This is a genomic window from Kosakonia sp. LAM2021, assembly GCF_016620385.1.
GTDB classification, from domain to species: domain Bacteria; phylum Pseudomonadota; class Gammaproteobacteria; order Enterobacterales; family Enterobacteriaceae; genus Kosakonia; species Kosakonia sacchari.
The window spans coordinates 717,692-743,997 of sequence record NZ_JAENHT010000001.1; the positions used below are offsets into that span (position 1 = coordinate 717,692).

The 26,306-nt window shown below is 52.4% G+C and carries 22 protein-coding genes; 16 read left to right on the forward strand and 6 right to left on the reverse strand.

Annotation, left to right across the window (positions count from 1 at the left end):
- Positions 1-4: 4 nt before the first annotated feature.
- Both yedF and yedE read right to left on the reverse strand, forming a co-directional pair.
- Complete coding sequence (yedF, locus tag JKP81_RS03385) at positions 5-235, reverse strand: sulfurtransferase-like selenium metabolism protein YedF (protein ID WP_035890239.1); 231 nt, start codon at positions 233-235, stop codon at positions 5-7.
- Positions 232-1,440, reverse strand: coding sequence for a selenium metabolism membrane protein YedE/FdhT (gene yedE, locus JKP81_RS03390; RefSeq protein ID WP_200550593.1), 1,209 nt, complete (start codon positions 1,438-1,440; stop codon positions 232-234). The genes yedF and yedE overlap by 4 nt, the downstream gene beginning before the upstream one ends.
- A 192-nt stretch (positions 1,441-1,632) precedes the next feature.
- On the opposite strand from yedE, the gene yedD reads away from it, so the two are divergent.
- Complete coding sequence (gene yedD / locus JKP81_RS03395) at positions 1,633-2,043, forward strand: lipoprotein YedD (protein WP_200550594.1); 411 nt, start codon at positions 1,633-1,635, stop codon at positions 2,041-2,043.
- Between the two features lie 36 nt (positions 2,044-2,079).
- On the opposite strand, the gene amyA is transcribed toward yedD, so the two are convergent.
- From amyA to fliD, 4 genes are all read right to left on the reverse strand, one after another.
- A complete protein-coding gene (gene amyA, locus JKP81_RS03400; RefSeq protein ID WP_200550595.1) occupies positions 2,080-3,567 on the reverse strand; it encodes an alpha-amylase in 1,488 nt (495 codons plus the stop codon).
- Between the two features lie 171 nt (positions 3,568-3,738).
- On the reverse strand, positions 3,739-4,098 hold the full coding sequence (gene fliT / locus JKP81_RS03405) for a flagella biosynthesis regulatory protein FliT (protein ID WP_200550596.1): 360 nt from the start codon (positions 4,096-4,098) through the stop codon (positions 3,739-3,741).
- The gene (fliS, locus tag JKP81_RS03410; RefSeq protein WP_017458358.1) at positions 4,098-4,508 is read right to left on the reverse strand and encodes a flagellar export chaperone FliS; all 411 of its coding nucleotides are present in this window, start codon (positions 4,506-4,508) and stop codon (positions 4,098-4,100) included. The genes fliT and fliS overlap by 1 nt, the downstream gene beginning before the upstream one ends.
- Positions 4,509-4,531: 23 nt before the next feature.
- Positions 4,532-5,950, reverse strand: a complete 1,419-nt coding sequence (gene fliD, locus JKP81_RS03415) for a flagellar filament capping protein FliD (protein WP_200550597.1) — start codon at positions 5,948-5,950, stop codon at positions 4,532-4,534.
- A 240-nt stretch (positions 5,951-6,190) separates the two neighbouring features.
- Between fliD and JKP81_RS03420 the strand changes: the two genes are divergently transcribed.
- From JKP81_RS03420 to tcyN, 15 genes are all read left to right on the forward strand, one after another.
- Positions 6,191-7,096, forward strand: a complete 906-nt coding sequence (locus tag JKP81_RS03420) for a flagellin (protein WP_017458356.1) — start codon at positions 6,191-6,193, stop codon at positions 7,094-7,096.
- Positions 7,097-7,279: 183 nt separating this feature from the next.
- Positions 7,280-8,185 carry a flagellin gene (locus tag JKP81_RS03425; RefSeq protein ID WP_020454183.1) on the forward strand — a complete coding sequence of 302 codons (906 nt, stop codon included), beginning with the start codon at positions 7,280-7,282 and terminating at the stop codon, positions 8,183-8,185.
- A 198-nt stretch (positions 8,186-8,383) separates the two neighbouring features.
- On the forward strand, positions 8,384-9,289 hold the full coding sequence (locus tag JKP81_RS03430) for a flagellin (protein ID WP_065368156.1): 906 nt from the start codon (positions 8,384-8,386) through the stop codon (positions 9,287-9,289).
- Positions 9,290-9,473: 184 nt separating this feature from the next.
- Positions 9,474-13,121, forward strand: a complete 3,648-nt coding sequence (locus JKP81_RS03435) for a glycosyltransferase (RefSeq protein WP_200550598.1) — start codon at positions 9,474-9,476, stop codon at positions 13,119-13,121.
- A 47-nt stretch (positions 13,122-13,168) separates the two neighbouring features.
- Positions 13,169-16,609 (forward strand): glycosyltransferase family 2 protein, encoded by a 3,441-nt coding sequence (locus JKP81_RS03440; protein ID WP_200550599.1) that lies wholly within the window; start codon positions 13,169-13,171, stop codon positions 16,607-16,609.
- A 224-nt stretch (positions 16,610-16,833) separates the two neighbouring features.
- Positions 16,834-17,988, forward strand: a complete 1,155-nt coding sequence (locus JKP81_RS03445) for a DegT/DnrJ/EryC1/StrS aminotransferase family protein (RefSeq protein ID WP_200550600.1) — start codon at positions 16,834-16,836, stop codon at positions 17,986-17,988.
- Entirely contained in the window at positions 17,985-19,157 is a 1,173-nt protein-coding gene (locus JKP81_RS03450; RefSeq protein WP_200550601.1) for an acetyl-CoA carboxylase biotin carboxylase subunit family protein, read from the forward strand. The genes JKP81_RS03445 and JKP81_RS03450 overlap by 4 nt, the downstream gene beginning before the upstream one ends.
- A 10-nt stretch (positions 19,158-19,167) precedes the next feature.
- Complete coding sequence (locus JKP81_RS03455) at positions 19,168-20,277, forward strand: Gfo/Idh/MocA family protein (protein ID WP_200550602.1); 1,110 nt, start codon at positions 19,168-19,170, stop codon at positions 20,275-20,277.
- A gap of 40 nt (positions 20,278-20,317) precedes the next feature.
- Positions 20,318-21,442: an FkbM family methyltransferase gene (locus tag JKP81_RS03460; RefSeq protein WP_200550603.1), complete on the forward strand. Its 1,125-nt coding sequence runs from the start codon at positions 20,318-20,320 to the stop codon at positions 21,440-21,442.
- 99 nt (positions 21,443-21,541) lie between these two features.
- Positions 21,542-22,261, forward strand: a complete 720-nt coding sequence (locus tag JKP81_RS03465; protein WP_007371523.1) for an RNA polymerase sigma factor FliA — start codon at positions 21,542-21,544, stop codon at positions 22,259-22,261.
- A gap of 62 nt (positions 22,262-22,323) precedes the next feature.
- Complete coding sequence (gene fliZ, locus JKP81_RS03470) at positions 22,324-22,875, forward strand: flagella biosynthesis regulatory protein FliZ (protein ID WP_200550604.1); 552 nt, start codon at positions 22,324-22,326, stop codon at positions 22,873-22,875.
- Between the two features lie 83 nt (positions 22,876-22,958).
- Positions 22,959-23,759: a cystine ABC transporter substrate-binding protein gene (gene tcyJ, locus JKP81_RS03475; protein WP_017458346.1), complete on the forward strand. Its 801-nt coding sequence runs from the start codon at positions 22,959-22,961 to the stop codon at positions 23,757-23,759.
- A gap of 109 nt (positions 23,760-23,868) precedes the next feature.
- A complete protein-coding gene (gene dcyD, locus JKP81_RS03480) occupies positions 23,869-24,855 on the forward strand; it encodes a D-cysteine desulfhydrase (RefSeq protein WP_200550605.1) in 987 nt (328 codons plus the stop codon).
- Between the two features lie 21 nt (positions 24,856-24,876).
- The gene (gene tcyL, locus JKP81_RS03485) at positions 24,877-25,545 is read left to right on the forward strand and encodes a cystine ABC transporter permease (protein ID WP_086873989.1); all 669 of its coding nucleotides are present in this window, start codon (positions 24,877-24,879) and stop codon (positions 25,543-25,545) included.
- Positions 25,542-26,294 carry an L-cystine ABC transporter ATP-binding protein TcyN gene (tcyN, locus tag JKP81_RS03490; protein ID WP_200550606.1) on the forward strand — a complete coding sequence of 251 codons (753 nt, stop codon included), beginning with the start codon at positions 25,542-25,544 and terminating at the stop codon, positions 26,292-26,294. Before tcyL ends, tcyN begins: the two co-directional genes overlap by 4 nt.
- Positions 26,295-26,306 lie beyond the last annotated feature (12 nt).

Consider the following 26,306-nt stretch of genomic DNA (forward strand, 5'->3'; position numbering starts at 1 on the left):
AACCTTATTTTTGTATCAAATAGCGGATCGTCGGCCCATCTTGCTGAATATCCAGCACGGTATAACCGTGATTACGCGCATCCAGCGGAATATTGTTAATGGATTGCGGGCAGTCGCTTACCACTTCCAGAATCTCGCCTTTTTTTAACTGCGGCATCGCTTCAAGCGTGGCAACGGCCGGGTAAGGGCAGGGTTCGCCGCTCATATCAAGACGGTAATCGGGCACAATGTTCATGCTGTCTCCTTAACGGTAGTCGCCGTGTTGGCACGGCGGAAGAAGCGTTTTTCCCAGCCGACGACAAACAAGAAAGCGGCCAGCAACAAAAGATAAGTGACCAGCAGTCCACCCAGCGGACCGAAAGTTTTCAACAGGTTGATTTTGTCCCAGTTGGTAGCCAGCGCAGGGGATAAATCATCCCAGTAGTAGGCCAGGATCGTTGAGCCAATCACGTTACCAAGCCCCACCCACCAGTAATGCACCTGACCTTCTACTGCGCGATACATCCAGCCGGTTTCACAGCCGCCGGCCAGTACAATGCCAAAGCCGAACAGCAACCCGCCGATCACCGCATTCGGACCCGCCCACATGATTTTGGCTTCCATGCCCAACTGGACATAACTAAAGATGCCGATAGCGCTGGCCGCCATTCCGAAAATAATCGCTTTCGCCATCATTGTGCGCCCGGTGATCCACATATCACGGAAGGCCGAGGTAAAACAGATTTGCGCGCGTTCGATAAGCAGACCAAAACCCACACCAAACAGCATTGCCAGGCCTAATTTTGGCTGGTTCATTGCCGTCAGCAACGCCCAGGCCACCATGCCGACGAACACCAGCATGCCGATGCGAAAACGGCGTTTTGCCTGCGCGGGTTTTTGCGTCAGCGGCGAGGCGGCTGAGACTTTTTGCATTTTAACTGGGATGCGAAACAGCGGTAGCAGCGTGAAGCGTGCGCCAAACCACGAGCCAATGGCGGTGGCAATGGCAAAAAACCAAGCGTGTAACGAGAACTGTGGAATACCGGTAAAGAAGGCGGCGAGGTTACAACCCATTGCCAGACGTGCGCCAAAACCGGCAATCATCCCACCGATAATCGCCTGCATGATGCGGATACGGCTGTGTGGTAAACGCAGTTTAACGTTGTTCGCCCACAGCGCGGCGGCGAAACACCCGCCGAACATGCCAATGATCATCATGCCATCAATACGGGTGAGTGGCGTGCCGTCAAGGTGGATCAATTTGAAGTAGCCCCACTCTTCGGTATGCACACCCGCCAGTTGCAATAACTGACCGCCCCAGCGGGTAAATTCGCCGGTGACCGCCCAGAACGTGCCGGTGATACCAAAATAGTAGGTGGAGAGGATGCCCGCAGCGATAACCGCCGGGACGGGAGACCAGAACTTAATCAAAAAGCGGTCTTTGAACTGTTGCCATGACATAAAAATGAGCCTCTGAACTCAGAAGGAGCGGGTAATGCAAAAGAACCCGGATAATACACGGGTGAGATGACAAGCTAACGTAAAAAAGGCGAAAAACCTGGTACAGATCAAACTTGCAGGCGGTGGGGGAAAGGGTGGCGATGATAATGCTTTAATGCCACAATATTTTTTTCTTCGCGAGCAGGATAAATAATGAAAAAGCGAGTGATTATTGGCGCGGTAATGCTGCTAAGCGGCTGCGTCCAGGTAGATAATTACGATGCGGTGGTGAAACAGCCCGCACCAGCAGGGCTGGCGGGTTACTGGCAATCTTCCGGGCCACAAAGCAGCCTGGTGAGCCCGGAAGCCATCGCCAGCCTTATCGTGACAAAAGAGGGTGATACGCTCGATTGCCGCCAGTGGCAGCGCGTGATTGCCGTTCCGGGCAAGCTGATGCGTAATGGCGACAAGCTGTATAACGTGACGCAAAAACGTGACATTTACCGCCTTGAGCGCGAAGGTAACACGCTTGAGTTTGATGGTCTGACATTGCAACGCGTCGATAAACCCACGGTTGAATGCCAGGACGCTTTAACAAAAGCCGGGCTGAAGATTACGCACTAAATGGCACGCCGGGTCTGCATGTTGCCCGGCGCTTTTTTATATCGCATCCTCAATGACCCACACGCTGACGCTCCCACCATGACAGGTGAATCTTCCCTCACCGTATTCATCGGTGGTGATGGTTTCCTCGCGGTTGCCAAGAAAATCCCGCCATACTTTATTGGCGTAATTTTCCCCCAGCGTCAGCGGCTTTTCTCCCTCGTCGCCATTGGACATCACCACCACGCAACCCGGCTCACATTCGGTGCCGCTGCGGCTAAAGGCAATGCAGTTAGGGTGATCAAACCACAGCGTTTGCACGCCGTGGGCGAAACGCTGGCGAGCGAGGATTAGCCGATCGAGATTTTCAATGACTGGCATATCCACGTGGTAGGTTTCGCCATCGCCGCCGGTGTCGTCGTAGCTTGCGCCAAACAGATCCGGGTAAAAGACTGACGGCACGCCATTTTCACGCAGCAGGATCAGCGCATAGGCCAGCGGTTTAAACCAGGCTTCGACCGGCGCTTCCAGGGCTTGCAGGGGTTGCGTGTCGTGATTGGCAACCAGCGTTACCGCGTGAAACGGATCGGCTTCAACCAGTGTTCCGTCGAAGATCTGGCGCATATCGTAATCGCGCCCCTGTTGCGAGGCTTCGTGAAATTTCATATGTAGCGGCGCGTCAAAGAGCATCGTTTTACCCTCAACCTGGCCGATATACTGCTGCAATTTTTCCACTTCATGGGACCAGTATTCAGCAACGATAAACAGCGGTCGAGGCGCCACTTCCTGCACATGCTCGATCCACTCTTTATAGAACCAGGCCGGAATGTGTTTTACTGCGTCCAGACGAAAACCGTCGCAGTGGGTTTGCTCCATAACCCAGCGCGCCCAGTATTTGATCTCTTCCGTCACCGCATGGTTACGAAAATCGATATTGGCGCCCATCAGGTAGTCGAAGTTGCCCAGCTCGTCGTCAACCTGGTCGTTCCAGCCATCACCGGTATAGTCGTTAACAATTTTAAATACACCGTATTCGTCTGGATTTTCGATATGATCGACACCGCTAAAGCATTTGTAATCCCAGATAAATCGCGAATATTGCCCGGCGCGGGTAGGGAAGGTGAAGCGCGTCCAGGCTTCGCATTCGACAATCTCGCCGTCAATTTGTGTACGATCCTGTTGATCGACCCGGTTCACGCGTACCGCTTCTTTTTCATCGGCGCCCATTTTGTGGTTCACCACCACATCCAGCAGCACGGCGATACCGTTCGCCTGCAGGGCGTCAATGGCGGCGAGCAGTTGTGCTTTATCCCCATATTTGGTGGCGACGCTGCCTTTCTGATCAAATTCACCTAAATCGAATAAATCGTAGCTGTCATAACCCACCGATTGGTCGCCTGCGGCACCTTTGTACGCCGGTGGAAGCCAGACCATATTGATACCCATGTCATTCAGCGCACCTGCGCGCGCGCGAAGTTCCGGCCAGAGTGTGCCGCCATCAGGGGAGTACCAGTGAAACGTTTGCAACAGGGTGGGGTTTTTCATCTTCCGTGCTCCTGAATGAGACGTTGGAAGTATGGCTGAGATTTCAGAAACGACGAACCGCTACGCACATATCGGCGGGGTAATCTGTCGGGAGATAAGAATGGGAAGAGGGGGAAGGCAAAAACCGTAGCGGGTGATGGACTGTTCCTGCATCACCCGCCGGGCATGAGATCAGATCTCATTGGGGAATAAAATGTTTCCAGAGAGACGTCCATATGTCGAATGCAGGTTATGTTGTCGGGATGTCTGTCCAACCAATGTCCGCAGCTCGTCCATTCGCTGGCTTAACAGTTCTTTGAGTGAAACTTCATTTTCCAGAATTTGCTGTAGCAACGGGCGAATTTGCGCCTGCATTTCAGGCGCGACTTCACTAATGTCCTGGAACTGTGTCAGTTTCTCCACAGCGGTAATGTATTTCAACTCGTGCTCAATGAGTTCGTCCCAACGCCCTTCCTTCGCGAGGTTAAGCATGGTGCGGCTAGTGACCAACAGCTGCTGATAGTGGTGGAGCAACCCGAAATTTGCTTCCATTAGTAAGTGTCCCGCGCGTTTTGATTATTGGGGCCAATCTCTTTCCAGGCATCAGCAATGTTGTTGAGCAACGTTGAAACTTCATCAATGGCGGAGAGGTCATTGTGGAGATTGGCCTGTAAAAGACGTCGTGTCATATAGTCATAAAGACTGTCCAGGTTTGCGGCGATCTCGCCACCGACTTCATGGTCAAGACCTGCACGCAAACCGTTGGTAATGATATTAATAGCCTTTGAAAGCGCCTGTCCTTTACCGGGAATATCTCCCTGCTCAATCAGGATCGCAGCCCTTTTCATGGCGCTTAACGCGCCATCAAAAAGCAGTACTACAAGCTGATGCGGGCTGGCGCTCAGGACGGCGCTTTCCACGCCGACCTGAGCATAAGCCTGAGTTCCCGATTTCGTATACATTTCAAACCTCAACGAATACTTTATTAATTGGTCTTGTTAAATTGCTGGGTCAAATAGTTACCGGTTGACTCCAGTGACGACACCAGCGTACTTAAACTTGTAAATTGCGCTTTATAACGAGCCATAGTGGCGGTGATCTGGTCGTTAACCCGATCGTACTGCTCAGACAGCTTTTTCAGCGTCTTATTAATTCCATCAGTTGCATTCTGCACGGTGCCGTCAGTACCGAGGAAATCATCCAGCAGATTGCTGGCCTGCGTTGCAAAACCTGTGGTTTTGCCATCACCGGTCAGGAAAGAGATCACGTCAGTCGATTTTTCCGTCAGCGCTTTGTCAAGCTTGGTGCTGTCGACGGTCAATTTGCCGGAGACATCCTGAGTAATACCCAGTTGCGACAGAATGTTATAGCTACCGGTATTGCTCTGAGAAGAGGAGAGCAGCGAGCGCAGACGCGTCTGGATGTTACGCAGCGTACCGTCACCCAGCAGATCGCCGTTTGAGTTGTCCTGAGACGTACTGCCCTGATCCACTTTCGTGTATTTTGTCTGGTTGGCAATGGTCGTTTGCAGTGAGTTATAAGCATCAACAAACGCCTGCACCGCCGCCGTCATTGGCGCATTATCTTTGGTGACCGCCAGCGTTTCCGGGCTGCCGATATTGGTCTTGTTCAGCGTCAGCGTTACGCCTTCCGGCGCATCGGTGATGGTGTTACTGCTACGCGTGATCGCAACGCCGTTGATCTTCAGGTTGGCGTCAGCGGCGGCAACCTGCTGCGTCATGGTATTGCTGGCGCTGCCGGCATTGCTTGAATCATAACTAACGTACTTGGCTAATTCGGTATCATTAGTGGTGATAGTCATCTGGTTGGTGGTACCGCTATCGCGCGAGGTCAGCGCCAGATAGTAGCTGCTGTCATCGGCTTTAATGATACTGGCGGTCACACTTCCTGCTTTCGCGTTGATCGCATCACGGATATCCGACAGGCTGGTCTTATCGCTTGCCAGCGTAACGGTCAGCGGATCTTTTTGACCCGGTTGGGTGATCGTAATGGTACGCGAGCTCAGGCTGCTATCACCTAAATCCGTATCTTTACTTGCCGCTTTCGGGCTGAGCAGAGACTGCGCTGCTGCCAGCGAAGTCACTTCAATAGAATATGATCCTGCCGTTGCACTGGTCGCCAGGGAGGCGGTAAACGCCGTGTTGGTGCTGGATACTTTGGCCGATGCAATTTTGGAGGTGTCTTTCAGCGCGTTGGCCGCTGTTTGCAGTTTGGTCAGCGACGTCTGAACGATACCCCAGGCAGTGAGTTTTGCTTTATACGATGTCTGCTGAGTGGTAATTGGCGTCAGCCTTGTCTCTTCGGCCGTCTGCAGCTGGCTATACAGCGTACTGAGCGACGAACTTAAGCTGGTGCCTGCTCCGATAGAACTAATAGTTGCCATTTCTTTATCCTTCAGTTTTAGACAATCACTGTGGGGATTATCGGCAGCGACTGCGAAAAGATTAGAGGGTTTTTTTTAAAACAATGGCGAAATAAAGATAAAGAATAGCGGGCAGTTTGCGGCTTTAAAAAAATGATCTTTTTTCTAAAGGTTGCTCAGAGGCGGTCGATAATCAGGGTGACGGTGAGAAAACCGTAGGCAGATGCCTGAATCTGATAACTTTTTTTAAGGAATTACATCATGGCTGTTATTAATACTAACACCCTGTCTCTGATGACTCAGAACAACCTGACTAAATCTCAGTCTTCTCTGGGTACGTCTATTGAGCGCCTGTCTTCTGGTCTGCGTATTAACAGCGCTAAAGATGACGCTGCTGGCCAGGCAATTGCTAACCGCTTTACTTCTAACATCAACGGCCTGACCGTTGCTGCACGTAACGCTAACGATGGTATCTCTCTGGCGCAGACCGCTGAAGGTGCGCTGAGCGAAATCAACAACAACTTGCAGCGTATCCGTGACCTGACCGTTCAGGCACAGAACAGCTCCAACTCCGCGTCTGACATCGACTCCATCCAGGCTGAAGTTAACCAGCGTATGGAAGAAGTTAACCGCGTGACCACCCAGACCGACTTCAACGGCATCAAAGTGCTGAACACCGGTTCCGGCACCAGCAGCTACAACTTCCAGGTTGGCGCGAAAGATGGCGAGCAGATTTCCATCAGCCTGACCTCTTCTGATTCTTACAACCTGTACAACGCTACCGGTGCAACTTCCCAGACTTCCGGCCAGACCATCAACGGTACTGCACGTTCTACCGCTGCTGAAGGCTTCGACGTTCTGAGCGGTACGGTGAACAGCGGCGGCACCACCAACGGTAACCCGCTGGCAGATATCGATGCGGCAATCAAAGCGGTTGACACTCAGCGCAGCCTGCTGGGTGCATCCCAGAACCGTTTCGAATCCACCATCACCAACCTGAACAACACCGTGAACAACCTGTCTTCCGCACGCAGCCGTATTCAGGATTCTGACTACGCAACTGAAGTGTCGAACATGTCCCGCGCGCAGATCCTGCAGCAGGCTGGTTCTTCCGTGCTGGCTCAGGCCAACCAGGTTCCGCAGACCATGCTGTCCCTGCTGCGTTAATCGCAAATTACGTAGTATCAGAAAGCGCCGCTTGTCGGCGCTTTTTTATTTCTTTGAAAAATAAGACGAATAAAAATAAAAAAATCCCTAAAGAGTTCGTTAACCCCGTCGATAACAATTAGGACGGTGATGAAGCCGCTGGCGCATACCGGAATATAAATTACTCAATGAAGGATAATAATCATGGCTGTTATTAATACTAACACCCTGTCGCTGATGACCCAGAACAACCTGACTAAATCTCAGTCTTCTCTGGGCACCTCGATCGAGCGCCTCTCTTCCGGTCTGCGTATCAACAGCGCTAAAGACGACGCTGCAGGCCAGGCAATTGCTAACCGTTTTACTTCTAACATCAACGGCCTGACCGTTGCTGCACGTAACGCGAACGACGGTATCTCTCTGGCGCAGACCGCTGAAGGCGCGCTGGGCGAAATCAACAACAACTTGCAGCGTATCCGTGACCTGACCGTTCAGGCACAGAACAGCTCCAACTCCGCGTCTGACATCGACTCCATTCAGGCTGAAGTTAACCAGCGTATGGAAGAAGTGAACCGCGTTACCACCCAGACCGACTTCAACGGCATCAAAGTGCTGAACACCGGTTCTGGCTCCAGCAGCTACAACTTCCAGGTTGGCGCGAAAGACGGCGAAACTATCTCCATCAGCCTGAGCTCTTCCAACTCTTACAACCTGTACAACGCTACCGGTGCAACTTCCCAGACTTCCGGCCAGACCATCAACGGTACTGCACGTTCTACCGCTGCTGAAGGCTTCGACGTTCTGAGCGGTACTGTAAGCAGCGGCGGCGCTACCGACGGTAACCCGCTGGCAGATATCGATGCGGCAATCAAAGCGGTTGACTCTCAGCGCAGCCTGCTGGGTGCGTCCCAGAACCGTTTCGAATCCACCATCACCAACCTGAACAACACCGTGAACAACCTGTCTTCCGCACGCAGCCGTATTCAGGATTCTGACTACGCAACTGAAGTGTCGAACATGTCCCGCGCGCAGATCCTGCAGCAGGCTGGTTCTTCCGTACTGGCTCAGGCCAACCAGGTTCCGCAGACCATGCTGTCCCTGCTGCGTTAATCGCAAATTACGTAGTATCAGAAAGCGCCGCTTGTCGGCGCTTTTTTATTTTGTGATTTGCGCATATTTTCGACGAAAATTGCTCAAAAAATAGAAAAACTACTAAAGAGTTCTGCGAGGTCGTCGATAACAATTATGACGGTGATGAAGCCGCTGGCCCATACCGGAATATAAATTTCTCACTGAAGGATAATTATCATGGCTGTTATTAATACTAACACCCTGTCGCTGATGACCCAGAACAACCTGACTAAATCTCAGTCTTCTCTGGGCACCTCGATCGAGCGTCTCTCTTCCGGTCTGCGTATCAACAGTGCAAAAGATGATGCGGCTGGCCAGGCAATTGCTAACCGTTTTACTTCTAACATCAACGGCCTGACCGTTGCTGCACGTAACGCGAACGACGGTATCTCTCTGGCGCAGACCGCTGAAGGCGCGCTGGGCGAAATCAACAACAACTTGCAGCGTATCCGTGACCTGACCGTTCAGGCGCAGAACAGCTCCAACTCTGCATCTGACATCGACTCCATCCAGGCTGAAGTTAACCAGCGTATGGAAGAAGTGAACCGTGTTACCACCCAGACCGACTTCAACGGCATCAAAGTGCTGAACACCGGTTCCGGCACCAGCAGCTACAACTTCCAGGTTGGCGCGAAAGACGGCGAGCAGATCTCCATCAGCCTGACTTCTTCCAACTCTTACAACCTGTACAACGCTACCGGTGCAACTTCCCAGACTTCTGGCCAGACCATCAACGGTACTGCACGTACTACCGCTGCTGAAGGCTTCGACGTTCTGAGCGGTACAGTGAACAGCGGCGGCACCACCGACGGTAACCCGCTGGCAGATATCGATGCGGCAATCAAAGCGGTTGACTCTCAGCGCAGCCTGCTGGGTGCGTCCCAGAACCGTTTTGAATCCACCATCACCAACCTGAACAACACCGTGAACAACCTGTCTTCCGCACGCAGCCGTATTCAGGATTCTGATTACGCGACTGAAGTGTCGAACATGTCCCGCGCGCAGATCCTGCAGCAGGCTGGTTCTTCCGTGCTGGCTCAGGCCAACCAGGTTCCGCAGACCATGCTGTCCCTGCTGCGTTAATTCGCAACCGCTTAAAAAAGGCATCTTCGGATGCCTTTTTTTATGTGCAATCGTCAGATATAGCGCCTTTTCTGTTAGCTGTTTTGCCTCTCGATCTTTCTTTCGTCCTCCAGAATATTGCATAACGACAGGAACGCCTTTTGCTATCACCCCGGTGGCTTGCGCGGTGATATGAGGATGACAGATGCAAAGCATACTAATCAGCGTTGATCAATTTGACGCGTTTACCCCCCATACCTCTGAACTTATCGATATCGCAGACGCCTTGCTGGCCAAAGGCTGGCGCGTGGATGTCATTAGCTCAACCGCCGGGCAGAAATTAACGAGTGAAATAGCACGCCTGAGCGCGACAGGGCGTTTTACTGTCATTACCGAAAAGCAGGGGGCGCTGGAAACCTATTACAACGCCATCTGGATCTATCGCGGTTTCTTTAGCGAAAAGTTACTTGATGCTATTGAAGCCGGGAAACTCAACGGCGCGATGATCTTTCGCCATTTCAGCGATTACAACGATCTCTACTTGCCGTGGGGCGTGGCGCTGGAAAACCAGTTTGCCGCGCTGACGCTGGATCTCTCCGCGCGCACTTCAGCCATCTTGCTACAGACCGGTGTGGAGAGCGCGCAGCTCAAACATCTGCCGTGGTCAGTACCGGCCAGCTTTGGCGAATTTACCCGCACGCGCGACGCGCAAACCTTGTCTCGCGTTCTTTATATAGCGGGCAAAATGTCGGCGGAAATGTATGAAGTTCAGCAGCAGGCGAGGGAGGCGGGCATCCAGATCGAGTGGTTCGATCTGAGCCAGCAGGTACAACGCCTCGAACCGGCCTGGCTGGAACAGTATGACGTGATCATCGGTAATGACGAAAGCGTGGCGAAAGCGCTGACGCTTGGGATCCCGCTGTTCCTGGTTAACGAAGGTTACGTTGAAGGTTATCTGAATGCCGATAACCTGGCGCGTCATGAAGCCGATCATTTCTGCGCGGTGACGCTACACAACTGCCCTGACGCCAATGAATGGGTGGAACTGCTGCAAAGCGGTTATGCCAGCGCGCGCGAGTGGGCACTGACGCAGCGTGCGACTTTTGTCAGTAAATGGACGTTGGATAACGCGCTGGAGGCAATTTTTTCGCTGCCGTTGGTGGAAAAATCCCGTCAACTGGATAACAAAGCACGCTATACGCTGAATTTCCACAGTAAAGCGGTACTGGCGCAGCAGCAGACCAGCGAATACTCCTTCAGCCGCTGGCTGGAGGATCGCCAGATTAGCGATGCGCGACGCGAAGCGTTGCTCTCTTTCGCCGGCGCAAACCCGGATAAAGCCAGCATCGGTGTGATTATCCTTGGCGATAACGACCGCAGCGCGCAGACCAGACGCTCTGTGGAAAGCCAGTCACTGGCTGCCGCCAGCATTGATGTCATTGCCGATGATAACGCCTGGCCTGCGGCAGTAAATGCGCTGCTAAGTACGCGAGATGCCGATGCGCTGCTGCTGATCCCCGCCGGTTTTACGCTGCGGGACGATGCGTTGTTGCGCTTTGCCGAGCAACGGATGCAGCAACAAAATGCCTGGCTGTTTTACTGCGATGAAATGACGCGCGCGGAAAATGGCGAACCGTTACTGACGCTGCGTCCAGATGTCAATATTGACCTGCTGCGCGGCGTGCCGTATGTCGGGCGCGTTCTGCTTTTTTCGCGTGATATTGCCCGCCAGCTCGGTGGTCTGAACAGCCACTACCCGTCTGCTTCGATGATCGATCTGCTGTGGCGCTTTGTTGAAGGGCAGGGAACTCCTGCGCTGGGCCGCGTTGCCGAAGTGCTGGTGGAAAGCCCGGAAGCGGCGTCATGCTGGAGCGAAAACCCGGCGGTGGTAGCCGAATGCGAACAGATTTTACTGGCGCACCTGCAACGACTTGGCATTCAGGCCTCGCTGGAAGCGGGGTTAGCGGCGAACATTAAACGCCTGCGCTACCACTGGGATGCAAAGCCGCTGGTGTCGATCATTATTCCAACCCGCGATCGCGTTGCGCTGCTTAAACGCTGTATTGAAAGTTTGATGGAGAAGACGCGTTATCAACACTATGAGCTGTTAATTGTTGATAACCAGTCGGTAGAAGAGGATGCCTGCCGTTTTCTCAATGATCTGGCGGCTCTGGGCATCGATCAGGTACGTATTTTGCGCTACGACGCGCCGTTTAACTTTGCCGAAATCAACAACGCTGCGGCGCAACAGGCGCGCGGTGAGGTGCTGGTCTTTCTCAATAATGATTGTGAAATTATTGATGGCGGCTGGCTTGATGCCTTGCTGGAGCAGACGTTACGCCCGGAAGTGGGGCTGGTTGGTGCGCGTCTGGAGTATCAGGATGGCCGTATTCAGCACGGCGGTTTTTTACTTGGTGTGCAGCATGGTGTGGAGGTGGCGTTTGACGGTGCCGACGGCGAAAGCAACGGCTTCCAGCACTATCTGAAAACGCCGCGTAACCTGGCGGCGGTAAGCGCTTCCTGCATGATGGTGCGCAAAGAGGTCTTTTTTGCCCTCAACGGTTTTAACCAGGAAACCTATCCGCTCTATTTTGCCGATGTCGATCTCGGTTTACGTGCGCAGCAACAAGGCTATCTCAATGTCTGGACACCGTACGCCCGCGTGAAACATATGGGCGGTGCCACCCGCTTACTGGGCGATAAGTTCCATGTGCAGGAGCGCCCGTTACTGACGGATTTTGCCACGCTGCGTGGTGAATGGCGGCAAGGCCTGCTCGCAGAACCGTCATACCATCCGTTAATGCAAAAAGCAGGGCAGGCGTTCACGCTCAGCGCGAGCCTGGCGCGCTTGCATCAGCCGTTGCCGGGACGCCCGCTGCCGGTGGTGCTGGCGCATCATGTTAACTGGGTCGGCGGCGGACACCACCGCGTGATGCAACCCTTTAAAGCGCTGGAACGTCACTTGATGATTGAAGGCGGGTTGACCAACACCATTCCTGGCGTGATGGAAGCTGCTGCGCAGCAGCCGGATGTGATTTTGCTGGAGCTGATTACCGGCAGCCGTTTCCCGCAGATTATTCAGCAGTTACGCAGCACCAGTAATGCCAAAATCGTGCTCGAATATGATGACTACCTGCTTAATGTGCCGATCAAAAATGGTTCCCGTCAGCACTTCCCGCAGCAAATGGTGAAGAATTTTCGCAAAGTCGTCGACAGCGCTGACTGGCTGGTGGTCTCCACCGCGCCGCTGGCGGACGCTTACAGCCGTTTCCATAGTGATATCCGCATTGCGCAAAACCGCCTTGCGCCGAACCAGTGGGAACATCTGTTGAGCGAGCGTGGCACGGGCAAAAAAGTGCGCATTGGCTGGGCTGGCGGCAGTTCTCATGCCGGTGATCTGGAGATCTTGTTGCCGCTGATTAAAGCGCTGGAAGGGAAGGTGGAATGGGTCTTTATGGGCATGAAACCACGCAATATCCGCTGTGAATTCCATCCTGGTGTGCCGTTTGAAATGTACCCGGAAAAACTGGCCAGCCTCAATCTCGACCTGGCGTTAGTGCCGCTGGAAATTAATCAGTTCAACGAATGTAAGAGCAACCTGCGTCTGCTGGAGATCGGCACCTGTGGTGTGCCGATCATCGCCACCGACATTGTGCCTTACCGTTGCGATCTGCCGGTTACGCTGGTGGAAAACCGCTTCAAAGACTGGATGACCGCGGTCCAGGCCTATATCAATGATGCCGATTTACGTCATCGCCAGGGCGATGCGCTGCGTGAAGCGGTGCTGAATAACTGGTATTTGCGCGGCGCAGGTTTGGATGACTGGCAGCAGGGCTGGTTACCGAAAGCATAAATTTCTCTGCCAGGCCGGCGGGCCTGGCAAACGTTCAAGGAATATCGATGAATAACCTCGCTCAGTACCCCTATCTGATTGTGGCACCCGATTACTCGGAGGCGTCTGCCGGGATACAAGTGCTGCATTTTTTTTGCCAGACCATAAACAACTCGGGCGGCAAAGCGTGGATCGTGGGCGGGACGGTTAACCCAAAATGGAATACGCCGCGTCTTACGGAAGACGATTACGCGCAATTACAGAAGTCAGGCGAGCCGTGGATTGCGGTGTACCCGGAAGTAACGAGTGGCAACCCGCTGCGGGCGCCGGTGGTGGCGCGCTATATGCTCAACAGAGAAGGGGTGATGAATGGCAATCGCCTCGACTTTTCGCCTGATGATCTGTTTTTCTGGTATCGCGTGGAGTTCGCCGAAAAAGAGTATCAACCGGCGCTGTTAAATATTGAGAATTACGATCTCGATCTGTTCCAGGATGATAATCCACATAAGGATCTGGACTTACTCTATATTAACCGCTTACCCGCCAGCGTTATTGAATATGACAAATTGCCGAAAAATCTGACGGTATTGAGTATGCAAAACCCGCTGCCGCTCGAAGAACTGGCAAAAGTTCTCAAGCGCGGACGCGTGTTATATACCTATGAATCTTCCGGGACCTGCCTGCTGGCTAACTTATGTGGTTGCCCGGTCGTTGGGTTAATCGCGCCAGGTTACGAAAGCTATGCATTAAGTGAAAAAACGATACGTGAAAACGGCAATGCAGGTTATACGCTGGTTAATACTCCGGAAGCTATCGAACACGCACGCGAAAACCTGTATAAGTCGCGCGAGCAATTATTGTTGAGACGCGAACGATCGCTGGTGCAATTCAGGGACTTCATCGAAAAAACACAACGTAAAGCGCAAGAAAAAGCACAACAACATTACCGCAATACGTTTCAGGGTTGGCTTGAAAATAGGGGGGCGGAAAAACGCATTGATACGCGCTCTTCACTGGCGTTGCTGTTCGTTATTCTCAATCCGCACGGCGACAGCGCCGCTGTTAATATCACCGTGGATTCTTTACGTGAAGAATTAGGCAATTTGCCGAATGCCCGCATCCTTCTCGTGCAGGATGGTGTTCATCACGACGCAACGGATAACACCCTCTCGGTTGTCGATTTTCAGCATTACCAGCACCATTTTGCCAGCCTTGTTCAGAGCGCTGCTGCCGACTGGTTACAGGTGGTTCCTGCCGGTGTGACCTACACGCAAAACAGCGTGTATCACTTATCCCGGACACTGCAAGAGCGCTCCGGTGTGCAGGCTATTTATGCTGACGAAGCCGTTAAGCATGCCGATTCAGTGACCCATTTTTTCAAGCCAGAATTTAACCTTGATCTCTTCATTAGTGCGCCATCCCGTTATTTGCAACGGGTTTTCTTCCGCGTGTCGGCATGGCTGGAATGCGGTGGTTGGGACAATAACGCAGGGGCGGCTTTTGAATTCGATCTCATCACAAAATTGGTTGCTCGATATGATATCGCCGCTATTGGTCATTATGCGGATATCGTCAATATTGTTGACGAGAAGATGCTCACTCCCGCAAGCATTGAGACTGAAGGCGGTATCGTTGGTACTTTCGCCGCGCAGCGTAATTTGCCAATAGATCATGTGGAGTATAGCGACGGTGTCGCGTGGCGGATCCATTACCCCCTGAATAATATGGGGCGGGTGAGTATTATCTTAACCCATAATCATGATGCTAATTTAATGACGCGCTGTATCGCGTCGCTGGTCGATAACACGGACTGGCATGATTACGACATTATTATCCCCGTGATAAATACCACCGATGCGATTGTTTTGCAGACCGCGCGGGAAGTTGAAAAACTGTTATCCGGCAAGGTTCAGGTGCTTGAGCTGAATAACTGCAGTGAGGTGCAGGCGATAAATATTGCTGCGTCACACGCTGCGGGCGCGTCTTTGTTGTTGCTAGACGTAAGATCGGTTTTCGTCTTAAAAAGCTGGTTAAACACCTTACTTAATCAGATGGTGCGCCCGGAAGTGGCGTGTAGCGGGCCGAAGATCATTAGCTTTGATAAAAAGCTTATCAGCGCAGGGATGATTGTTGGCGCGGATAACGGCATCGCGAATGTCGGTGCCGGAGAAGACTGGCAATCTTTCGGCTATCAGGCACGTTATCAGTGTGAACAAAATTACTCCGTGCTTAATAGCCTGTGTCTGCTTATCAAAAGAGAATGTTTCACGCAGGTCGGCGGGCTGGATGAAAAATACACGTCGCTTGAAGTGAGTTCAGCCGCGTTTTGCCTTGCTGTGCAAAAAATGGGCTACGTTTCAGTCTGGACGCCGTATAGCATTATTGCCTCGGACAATTACCACTTTATGCAGAGCGAGTACCAGCAATCCCTGTTATCGCAAATGACCGCGCTGATGGAAGAGTTCAGCGAGGTATTTGCAGGCGATCCTGCCTATAGCAAGTCTTTATCGTTGAGTTCGCCACTCTTTACACTGGACGCCTGCGTTACACAACACCGCGTATGTGTAAGCCCGGCGCAAACGCCGGTGGTATTGCTGGTATTGCCTTCGCAGACCGTTTATACAAAACGCTTAACGCACTATTTCCGCATGATGGAAGAAGCCGGTGAGATCGCACTCATTATCAACGATGCCTTGCCTGCGCTACCGGCGTTACTCAGAACGCGTCCCGCCATTACCATTTTGGATGCTCAGTTTAGTGAACGTGATATCAGCACCGTTACGCAGTTTCGCGCGCTGACGGGGCAGGTTGTGCATTGTCTTTTCGATGAAAATGCGGAGCCGCTGATTGCACGCCAGAATAGCCAACATCTGCCGTTTGATCGCTGGCTGGTATTAAATTCCGCGCTGGAAAAATGGGGACGCGGCAAGGGGCTGGACGTTGTGCGAGTCCCTGACTATCTCCCGCCGGCATGGTTTTCACAGGATAAAGCCGTTGCGGTGAATGCTCCACGCCGCGTGTTATGCCCTGTTTTTTCTCTCACCGGGAAAGAGCGGGATTTCATCTGGCAGTTGATTGAAAAAACGCATCACATTGTTGACTGGTATATTTTTGGCGAGTGCTCAGCCAACTGGTATCCGCTGGTGAAGGGCACCTTTAGATACCATGCTAACCCTGTCTCGGTTGAGACGCTGGATGCGCTGAGCCCGGATGCGGTGATGTTGTTCCGCGATAATAATCATGAGCATCGGTTTGCGGATAGTTACGCCGTGTTGCAGTATGCTGCACGAAATATCACCGTTATGTGCAGCGATTTTCCTTGCTTCAATGAGTATGACTTCGTGACGAAACTGAAACCCAAAATGGCACTCTGGACGCAGGCCATCGAAGAATTCGCGGCTACAGGCAACGCCGTATGCGGGAATCAAGAGCAAATCAACCCTCTGCTTAAAGATCGCTATCTCTTTGACGAATCGCGCCAACAAGCGCTGCTCGCCATGCTGAAATAATGCGTAATTTTGCAGCGATGAAACCCGGTGGTGTGACATGACCGGGTTTTTCGCTGAATAGCTGATTACGCAAGCCCAGCCATTTTCCAAAACCTGTGCAGTCCCCGCCAGTTTACCTTTAGCACTGAGGGGAAAAGCGCAACAAAATGCCCCCTGTTTCACCGATAGCTCGCCAGGCGCGTCGTTATGATGAACAGATAATTCCTACGCGCGCAGGTTTGTCTATGGACAATAATATCTTTGTAACCAGCCCTCTTTTGCCACCCCTGGAAGAGTTTATTCCTTACCTTGAGAAGATCTGGAACAACCGGATCCTCACGAATGGCGGTGTTTTCCATCAGGAACTTGAAGAGGCGCTGGCAAGTTACCTGGGCGTGAAACATGTCTGCTTGTTCGCAAACGGTACGCTGGCGCTACTCACCGCACTGCAGGCGCTGCGTGTCACCGGCGAGGTCATCACCACGCCTTACTCCTTTGTTGCCACCTCCCATACCCTGTTATGGAATGGCCTGACGCCGGTTTTCGCCGACATCGATCCGCAAACTTACAATATCAATCCTGAGCGTGTCGAAGAGCTGATCACCCCGCAGACCACGGCGATTATGCCGGTTCACTGCTATGGCATTCCCTGCGATGTTGACAAAATCCAGCAGGTCGCGGATATCTACGGCCTGAAAGTGATTTATGACGCGGCGCACGCGTTTGGCGTGAAGAAAAACGGCGTCAGTATTTTGAATCACGGGGATTTGTCGGTGCTGAGTTTCCACGCAACGAAAGTGTTTAACACTTTCGAAGGCGGTGCAATTATTTGCCACGATGCGCGTACCAAGCAGCGTATCGATTATTTGAAAAACTTCGGTTTTGCCGGGGAAACTCGCGTTGTTGCGCCTGGTATCAATGCCAAAATGAACGAAGTTGAAGCGGCGTTCGGCTTGTTGCAGCTTAAACATATCGATCAGGCGCTGGCCGATCGCCAGGCGCTTTACCAGCATTATGTGGAATTACTGCAGGGAATCGACGGCGTTCGTCTGCTGGATGTGCCTGCTGATGTGACCTGGAACCATGCCTACTTCCCGGTTTTGATTGAGCCGGAATTCGGTATCGATCGCGATTCGCTTTATGACGAGCTGAAAAATGCCGGTATTTTAACGCGCCGCTATTTCTACCCGCTGATTAGCTCCTTCAGTATGTATCGCGGGCTTGCTTCCTCGCAGAAAGAGAACTTGCCGTGCGCAAATATTATCGCTGACAAAGTGCTGTGCTTGCCGATTTATCCGGGGCTTGCGCGCGAAGATCAACAGCGTATCACTGACATCATTCGTGGTGTCGCCGCAACCGCAACACCCGCTGCGGCGGTTATTTCGCTGGAGGGTGCATGACGGCCACGCGCACGGCGATGATCCTCGATGCGGGATTTGCCTCACTGCCTTTACAACGGGCGATCAAAACGGCGGGCTTTACCACGCTGGTGTGCAGCGGTAAGCCGCACGATGCGGGAATGAAGTCTGCCGATATTGCCAAAGTCCAAAATTATGCCGATTGCGATGCGGTGTTAGCGATTGCACGTGAACATAACATTGCGGCCATTACGCCTGGCGTTACCGATGTCTCGTACCTGACGGGGAGCCGTGTTGCCGCCGAACTGGGCCTGCCCGGTTTCGACACGCCGGATGTCAGCGACACGCTTTTTCTTAAAGATCGCTTCCGCGCCTGGGCAGAGCAGCAGGGTTATCCGATCCCGCGTGCGGTAAGACGTGCTGAAGAAGCGCGCCATCTCCCGTTTCCGTTGCTGGTAAAACCGATTGATGCTTATAGCGGCATCGGGATCACCCTGGTGCAGCAGGCCGCAGAACTTGACGATGCAGTGGCAAAAGCCCGTAGCGCTTCGCAAAACGGCGAGTGCGTGATTGAAACCTTTTGCCAGGGCGCGCTCTACAGCCACTCCGCGTTTATCCGCGGTGGGGAGATTGTCTGCGAATTTTTTGTCGATGAGTTCTGCACCGTTTATCCATGGCAGGTCAACAGTAGCAGCTTGAGTCTTTCCCTGACGGAAAGCATGCGTGATCGCGTCAGTGAATGTATGCAAACCCTGGTGCGTCAGCTTCAACTGGTCGACGGTTTGCTGCATACCCAGTTTATTGCCAATGACAACGATTTTTGGCTTATCGAACTTACCCGGCGCTGCCCGGGCGATCTCTATTCCCGTTTAATTGAGCTTTCAACCGGCGTTGATTATTCCAGCGAGTTTGTCGCGCCGTTCCTGGGTTGCCAGCACGCCACCGCGTTTTCAGCGCGGCGACCTGCGCGCCTTCGCGCCATTGCGCGGCACACTATTTCCAGCGATATCGATACCCATTTTACCGGCTACCTTTTTGCACCGCTGGCGGCACGCATTATCGAAACTATTCCGCTGAAATTGCCTGGCGATCGGCTGGAACCCGCGCCGCGTGACAGGGCTGGGTTGGTGTTTGCTGAATTCGATGATGTTGCCGAACTGGCGCGTCTGACGCCGCAACTTAAAAACTATTTTTCTTTTAAAACGACGTAAGGACCGGATTATGGCTAAGCCCTTATCCCTGGCATTTATCGGCGGCGGCCTTAATTCCGCCATCGGTATGACCCATAAAATCGCCAGCCAGATGGATGGACATTTCCAGTTATCTGCCGGCTGTTTCAGCCGGGATGACGCCCTTAATCGGCAAACCGGCATGGCCTGGGGGCTTGATGAGAGCAAGATTTATCAGGATGCGTTGACGCTGCTTGAGAAAGAGCACGCGCATCTGGATGCGGTGGTGGTGCTAACGCCTACGCCTGCGCACCGCGAAATTCTGATGGCGTGTCTGGAATATCCGCTGCCGATCATTTGCGAAAAAGCCTTAGTGGCGAGCGTCAAAGATGCTGAAGACATTCAGCATCGCGTCGACGAGGTAAATAGCCAGCTCTACGTGACGTTCAACTATACCGGTTACCCGATGGTGCGCGAATTACGCCAGCGCTTGCAAAGCGGCGCACTGGGTCGGATTCAGCACGTGATGGTTGAGATGCCGCAAGAGGGTTTTAGCCGTTGTCGCAGCGACGGCAGCGTTGCGCTACCGCAAACCTGGCGGCGCACGGATAACGCCATCCCGACGGTATCGTTGGATCTTGGCGTACATGTCCATCAACTGGTGGAGTTCCTCACCGAGAAACATGCGCTGGATGTCTATGCCGTTAATAGCACCTTTGCCCGTGTGCCGGGCGTAGTGGACACGGTGAATATCGTTTCACGTTATAGCGATGATGTAGTGTGCAACTACTGGTATGGCAAGGCGGCGCTGGGTTATCGCAACGGTTTGCGGATCAGGGTTTACGGCACAGAAGGCAGCGCGGAATGGCTGCAAATGGAGCCCGAGTATCTACGTATTGCGGATATTCACGGCAACGTCAGCATTATTGACCGCACGGCGAGCGATAACACGGTGGCGAACCAGGAGCGGTATTGCCGCTTTAAAGCAGGCCATCCCGCCGGGTTTATTGAGGCCTTTGCGAACTATTACTGTGATATCGCGGCAGCATTACGCGGCGAAGCGAATAGTTATGCTATTGGCTCGCAGGTGGCTTTGAAAGGATTAGCTTTCCTTGAAAGCGCCAACAAAAGCGCATTAGCGCAACAAAAAATCATACTGTGATTGCCACTTATTGTGTACTGAATGAGTCTCTGAGGTAGATATGTCTATTCTTGAAAAAATTAGCGAGTCCAGAAACCATTTTCTCGATACGATCGACGAAATGCAGAAGAATGGTCGTCCGTTGGTATTATGTGGTGCCGGTTATTTAGGGCAAAAAACGTGGGAATTTTTGACCAGCCAGAATGTGAAGGTTGATTATGTCGCGGTCAATGAGAAATATTTTACCGAAGGTTCAACCTTTTACGGTTACGATATCATCAATTTAGACCAACTGACCCGACAAGAAGACACCTATAATTACATTCTGGCTATCCAGTATGTGAGCGCTGAATTAGAAGCGATGCTCGCAAACAACGCCGAAAGCATATTGATCTTCGACCACTCTTTTATTGGCGTAAATACGGACACGCTTTATACCGCCGAATTTTGCCAGGAAAATGAAGCCGTTTTGACGGAGTTTTATAACTCTTTAGGCGATGAGCGCTCAAAAGAAACGCTGGTTGCGTTTATTAATCAACGTATTTGCGCACGCAGCTTGTACTACGGTAAATATTTCGATCCTAACCACTATCTGGCAGAAGACCTGGTGCGTTTACAGGATAACGAAGTGTATGTCGATTGCGGTGCTTACGACGGCGACAGCGTGGTTGCGTTCCTGAAAGCTGCACAGAAGCAGGGCGTGAAGAAACCGGCAAAAATCCTTGCTTTTGAACCGGAAGCGAAAAATTTTGCCTTATTACAGCGTGCCGATATTGGCGATGTTGAACTGAAAGCCATCAATAAAGGTGTCTGGTCGGAAAATACAACATTACGCTTTGATTCCGGAATGGATACCTCGTCTCGTTTAAGCGAAGGGGAAGGCAACACTTCCATTGATGTGGTCAGCATCGATAATGCTCTCGAAGGCACGAATTACGCTACATTTATTAAAATGGATATTGAGGGGGCGGAACTGGAAGCGCTAAAAGGTGCGCAACATACCATTCGTGCATCTTTGCCTGTTTTGACTATTAGCTTGTATCACAAGCCGGAAGATTTGCTGACGATCCCGCAATACATTCGTGAACTGTCGGATAATTATCGTTTTTATTTGCGCGGGCATCATCCGGCGCTGGCTTTTGAGCTGGTGTTATATGCATTACCGGTCGGGAGAACGGTTCAATAAAGTCAAATAACCCCCATTTCACCCACTATTCATCCGATTAAAACCACTCCAGAATCGGATAATCGTGCCGATAACTCAATTAACGCAGGGCTGTTTATCGTGAATTCACTCTATACCGCTGAAGGTGTAATGGATAAACACTCGCTGTGGCAGCGTTATGTACCTCTTGTGCGTCACGAAGCATTGCGCCTGCAGGTGCGTTTGCCGGCGAGTGTGGAACTGGACGACCTGCTACAGGCGGGCGGTATCGGTTTACTGAATGCAGTAGACCGATATGACGCTCTGCAAGGAACGGCATTTACCACTTACGCAGTACAGCGTATTCGTGGGGCGATGCTGGACGAATTGCGCAGCCGCGATTGGGTGCCGCGCAGCGTTCGGCGTAATGCCCGCGAAGTGGCGCAGGCAATGGGGCAACTTGAGCAAGAACTGGGACGTAACGCGACGGAAACAGAAGTGTCGCAGCGTCTTGGAATTCCTGTAGAGGAATACCGTCAGATGCTGCTCGATACCAATAACAGCCAGCTTTTCTCCTATGATGAATGGCGGGAAGAGCATGGCGACAGTATCGAGCTGGTCACTGACGATCATCAACAGGAAAACCCGTTATTCCAGTTAATGGAAAGTAATTTACGTCACCGGGTCATGGAAGCGATTGAATCGCTGCCGGAACGTGAACAACTTGTCCTGACACTGTACTACCAGGAAGAACTCAATCTGAAAGAGATTGGCGCCGTTCTGGAAGTCGGGGAATCGCGAGTCAGCCAGCTCCATAGCCAGGCCATTAAGCGCTTACGTACCAAGCTGGGTAAGTTATAGGTCGGTGATTCTGCATCACTCCTGGTAAATGCCGTACAACGCATTGACAACCAGGAGTTATCATGACGGTGCAGCAACCTAAAAGACGGCCTCTAAGCCGCTACCTTAAAGACTTTAAACACAGCCAGACGCATTGCGCACACTGCCACAAGCTGCTTGATCGCATCACACTGGTACGCCGGGGCGAAATCGTGAATAAAATTGCGATTTCGCGTCTGGATATGCTGTTGGATGAAGCGGCCTGGCAACAAGAGCAGAAAGAGTGGGTCGCACTCTGTCGTTTTTGCGGCGATCTGCACTGCAAAGAGCAGAGCGATTTCTTCGATATCATCGGTTTTAAACAATATCTTTTCGAACAAACCGAAATGAGCCACGGTACGGTGCGCGAGTATGTCGTGCGTTTGCGCCGCCTCGGCAACCATCTCACTGAACTCAATATTTCCCGACAGCTGCTTGAAGAAGGGTTCCTCGACGAAAATCTGGAACCGTGGTTACCTGCGACCAGCACCAATAATTATCGGATTGCCTTGCGCAAATATGCGCAGTTTAAAACCCAGATGCGTTTTGCCGCCGTGCAAAAAATCGCTGTGGGTGCAACATCTGATATATATTAAAAAAGAATAAGATGTAGCCGAGTCGTGCTTGTACTTAGCGTCAGGCACCTTACACTACAGCCAATTTCTTTATCGGGGTAACTATGAAACTAGCACTTTTGGGACGTCAGGCGCTGATGGGTGTAATGGCCGTCGCGCTGGTAGCAGGGATGAGCGTGAAAACATTCGCGGCGGAAAACCTGCTCAATAAAGTCAAAGAGCGTGGCACGCTGTTGGTGGGTCTGGAAGGCACGTATCCGCCGTTTAGTTTCCAGGGCGACGATGGCAAGCTTACTGGTTTTGAAGTGGAGTTCGCCGAAGCGTTGGCGCAGCATCTTGGCGTAAAAGCATCCCTGAAACCCACTAAATGGGACGGCATGCTGGCATCGCTGGATTCTAAACGCATCGACGTGGTGATTAACCAGGTCACCATCTCCGATGAGCGCAAGAAAAAGTATGATTTCTCCACACCGTATACCGTTTCCGGTATCCAGGCGCTGGTGAAAAAAGGAAACGAAGCGGGGATCAAATCCGCAGCGGATCTGAAAGGCAAGAAAGTGGGCGTAGGTCTTGGCACTAACTATGAAGAGTGGCTGCGTAAGAACGTGCAGGGCGTTGATATTCGCACCTATGATGATGACCCGACTAAATATCAGGATTTACGCGTTGGCCGTATTGACGCCATTCTGGTTGATCGTCTGGCCGCGCTGGATCTGGTGAAGAAAACCAAAGATACGCTGGCGGTAGCGGGGGATGCTTTCTCGCGTCAGGAATCCGGCGTTGCGTTGCGTAAAGGTAATGACGATTTGCTGAAAGCTATCGACGCAGCCATTGCCGAGATGCAAAAAGACGGCACCATGAAAACGCTGTCGGAAAAATGGTTTGGAGCGGATGTGACGAAGTAATCGTTACCCGCTAAAAAAAGGCGCTTAATCAAGCGCCTTTTTTATTTCATCGACTTTAGTGTGCATAATAAAAAGCAGTTGCTAACGTTACCTGGTCTTCGGAGGTTTTATGCCCTTGCACAATGTGACCCGCTTTCCGCGCCTCGAATTAATTGGTGCGCCCACGCCGCTGGAGTATTTGCCGCGGCTTTCCGATTACCTGGGACGCGAAATTTTTATTAAACGCGATGATGTCACGCCGGTGGCGATGGGCGGCAATAAGTTGCGTAAACTCGAGTTTCTGGCGGCGGATGCGCTGCGCGAGGGCGCTGATACGCTGATTACCGCAGGGGCGATCCAGTCCAATCACGTGCGTCAGACGGCGGCGGTAGCGGCGAAATTAGGCCTGCACTGCGTGGCGCTACTGGAAAACCCGATTGGCACCACCGCAGAAAACTACCTGACTAACGGCAACCGCTTGTTGTTGGATCTGTTCAATGCACAGATCGAAATGTGCGATGCGTTGACGGATCCCACTGCGCAACTGGAGGAACTGGCGACGCGCGTAGAAGCGCAGGGTTTTCGCCCTTATGTGATCCCGGTTGGCGGCTCCAACGTGCTGGGCGCAATGGGGTATGTGGAAAGCGCGCTGGAAATTGCGCAACAATGCGAAGGTGCGGTTGGCCTTTCGTCGGTGGTGGTCGCTTCCGGCAGTGCCGGTACGCATGCCGGGCTGGCGGTCGGGCTTGAGCAACTGATGCCGGAGGTGGAGCTGATTGGCGTGACGGTTTCACGTAGCGTTGCGGATCAAAAACCGAAAGTGGTGACGCTGCAACAGGCTATTGCGCGAGAACTCGAATTACAGGCCAACGCCGATATTCTGTTATGGGATGACTATTTCGCACCAGGCTACGGCACGCCGAATGATGAAGGAATGGAAGCGGTGAAATTGCTTGCCCGCCTGGAAGGCATTTTGCTCGATCCGGTTTATACCGGCAAAGCGATGGCCGGGTTACTGGATGGTATTGAGCAGAATCGCTTTAAAGATAACGGGCCAATTTTGTTTATCCATACAGGTGGCGCACCGGCGCTGTTTGCCTATCACCCCCATATTTAATTCCAGGACAGAGCAAACATAATGCAAGAGAGTCTACAACTGGTTATCGACTCCGCGCCTTACCTGTTAAAGGGCGCGGTATTTACACTACAACTCAGTATTGGCGGGATGTTTTTTGGCTTACTGCTGGGCTTTCTGCTGGCGCTGATGCGCATGTCATCGCTCTTACCTGTGCGCTGGCTGGCGCGTTTTTACATCTCGATTTTTCGCGGTACGCCGCTTATCGCCCAGTTGTTTATGATCTATTACGGTCTGCCGCAGTTTGGGATTGAGCTGGATCCAATCCCGTCAGCGATGATTGGTCTGTCACTTAATACGGCGGCCTACGCAGCGGAGACGCTGCGCGCGGCGATTTCGTCTATCGATAAAGGGCAGTGGGAAGCGGCGGCCAGTATTGGCATGACCCCGTGGCAGACGCTGCGCCGCGCGATTCTCCCACAGGCCGCGCGTGTCGCATTACCGCCACTAAGCAACAGTTTTATTAGTCTGGTGAAAGATACGTCACTGGCGGCAACTATCCAGGTGCCGGAACTGTTCCGTCAGGCGCAGTTAATTACCTCCCGTACGCTGGAAGTGTTCACCATGTACCTTGCGGCGTCGCTGATTTACTGGGTAATGGCGACGGTGCTTTCTTCGCTGCAAAACTATTTCGAAAACCAGCTTAATCGTCAGGAGCGTGACCCGAAATGAGTGCTATCGACGTGAAAAATCTGGTGAAAAAATTCCACGGACAGACGGTGTTACACGGTATCGATCTGGAGGTGCAGCTGGGCGAAGTGGTGGCGATTATTGGCCCGAGCGGCTCCGGTAAAACTACCTTGTTGCGCAGCATTAACCTGCTTGAACAGCCGGAGAACGGCACAATCCGCGTGGGTGATATCACCATTGATACCGCGCGATCGCTGAGCCAGCAGAAAAGCGCTATCCGCCAGTTACGCCAGCATGTTGGTTTTGTCTTTCAGAACTTCAATCTATTTCCGCACCGGACAGTGCTGGAAAACATTATTGAAGGGCCGGTTATCGTGAAAGGCGAACCAAAGGACGAGGCGGCCGCGCGGGCGCGTGAATTGCTGATAAAAGTGGGGCTGAGTGGCAAAGAGAATAGCTACCCACGGCGCTTGTCGGGCGGGCAGCAGCAGCGTGTGGCGATAGCCCGCGCGCTGGCGATGCGCCCGGATGTGATTCTTTTTGACGAGCCGACATCCGCACTTGATCCTGAGCTGGTGGGCGAAGTACTTAATGCCATTCGCCAACTGGCGCAGGAAAAGCGCACGATGGTGATTGTCACGCATGAGATGAGCTTTGCGCGTGACGTGGCGGACAGGGCAATATTTATGGATCAGGGGCGTATTGTGGAACAAGGGCCAGCGAAAGCGTTGTTTGCTGACCCGCAGCAACCGCGTACGCGTCAGTTTCTGGAAAAATTCCTCATGCAGTAATGCTTTCGCGGT

Bases quoted from the DNA above. Each gene is read 5' to 3' on its own strand.
- JKP81_RS03445 (WP_200550600.1), top strand. From the start codon at position 16,834: ATGGACAATAATATCTTTGTAACCAGCCCTCTTTTGCCACCCCTGGAA.
- tcyN (WP_200550606.1), top strand. From the start codon at position 25,542: ATGAGTGCTATCGACGTGAAAAATCTGGTGAAAAAATTCCACGGACAG.
- yedF (WP_035890239.1), bottom strand. From the start codon at position 235: ATGAACATTGTGCCCGATTACCGTCTTGATATGAGCGGCGAACCCTGC.
- fliZ (WP_200550604.1), top strand. From the start codon at position 22,324: ATGACGGTGCAGCAACCTAAAAGACGGCCTCTAAGCCGCTACCTTAAA.
- JKP81_RS03440 (WP_200550599.1), top strand. From the start codon at position 13,169: ATGAATAACCTCGCTCAGTACCCCTATCTGATTGTGGCACCCGATTAC.
- fliD (WP_200550597.1), bottom strand. From the start codon at position 5,950: ATGGCAACTATTAGTTCTATCGGAGCAGGCACCAGCTTAAGTTCGTCG.
- JKP81_RS03455 (WP_200550602.1), top strand. From the start codon at position 19,168: ATGGCTAAGCCCTTATCCCTGGCATTTATCGGCGGCGGCCTTAATTCC.
- yedE (WP_200550593.1), bottom strand. From the start codon at position 1,440: ATGTCATGGCAACAGTTCAAAGACCGCTTTTTGATTAAGTTCTGGTCT.
- tcyJ (WP_017458346.1), top strand. From the start codon at position 22,959: ATGAAACTAGCACTTTTGGGACGTCAGGCGCTGATGGGTGTAATGGCC.
- fliT (WP_200550596.1), bottom strand. From the start codon at position 4,098: ATGGAAGCAAATTTCGGGTTGCTCCACCACTATCAGCAGCTGTTGGTC.
- JKP81_RS03425 (WP_020454183.1), top strand. From the start codon at position 7,280: ATGGCTGTTATTAATACTAACACCCTGTCGCTGATGACCCAGAACAAC.
- amyA (WP_200550595.1), bottom strand. From the start codon at position 3,567: ATGAAAAACCCCACCCTGTTGCAAACGTTTCACTGGTACTCCCCTGAT.
- JKP81_RS03435 (WP_200550598.1), top strand. From the start codon at position 9,474: ATGCAAAGCATACTAATCAGCGTTGATCAATTTGACGCGTTTACCCCC.
- JKP81_RS03430 (WP_065368156.1), top strand. From the start codon at position 8,384: ATGGCTGTTATTAATACTAACACCCTGTCGCTGATGACCCAGAACAAC.
- JKP81_RS03460 (WP_200550603.1), top strand. From the start codon at position 20,318: ATGTCTATTCTTGAAAAAATTAGCGAGTCCAGAAACCATTTTCTCGAT.
- JKP81_RS03420 (WP_017458356.1), top strand. From the start codon at position 6,191: ATGGCTGTTATTAATACTAACACCCTGTCTCTGATGACTCAGAACAAC.
- yedD (WP_200550594.1), top strand. From the start codon at position 1,633: ATGAAAAAGCGAGTGATTATTGGCGCGGTAATGCTGCTAAGCGGCTGC.
- tcyL (WP_086873989.1), top strand. From the start codon at position 24,877: ATGCAAGAGAGTCTACAACTGGTTATCGACTCCGCGCCTTACCTGTTA.
- dcyD (WP_200550605.1), top strand. From the start codon at position 23,869: ATGCCCTTGCACAATGTGACCCGCTTTCCGCGCCTCGAATTAATTGGT.
- JKP81_RS03450 (WP_200550601.1), top strand. From the start codon at position 17,985: ATGACGGCCACGCGCACGGCGATGATCCTCGATGCGGGATTTGCCTCA.
- fliS (WP_017458358.1), bottom strand. From the start codon at position 4,508: ATGTATACGAAATCGGGAACTCAGGCTTATGCTCAGGTCGGCGTGGAA.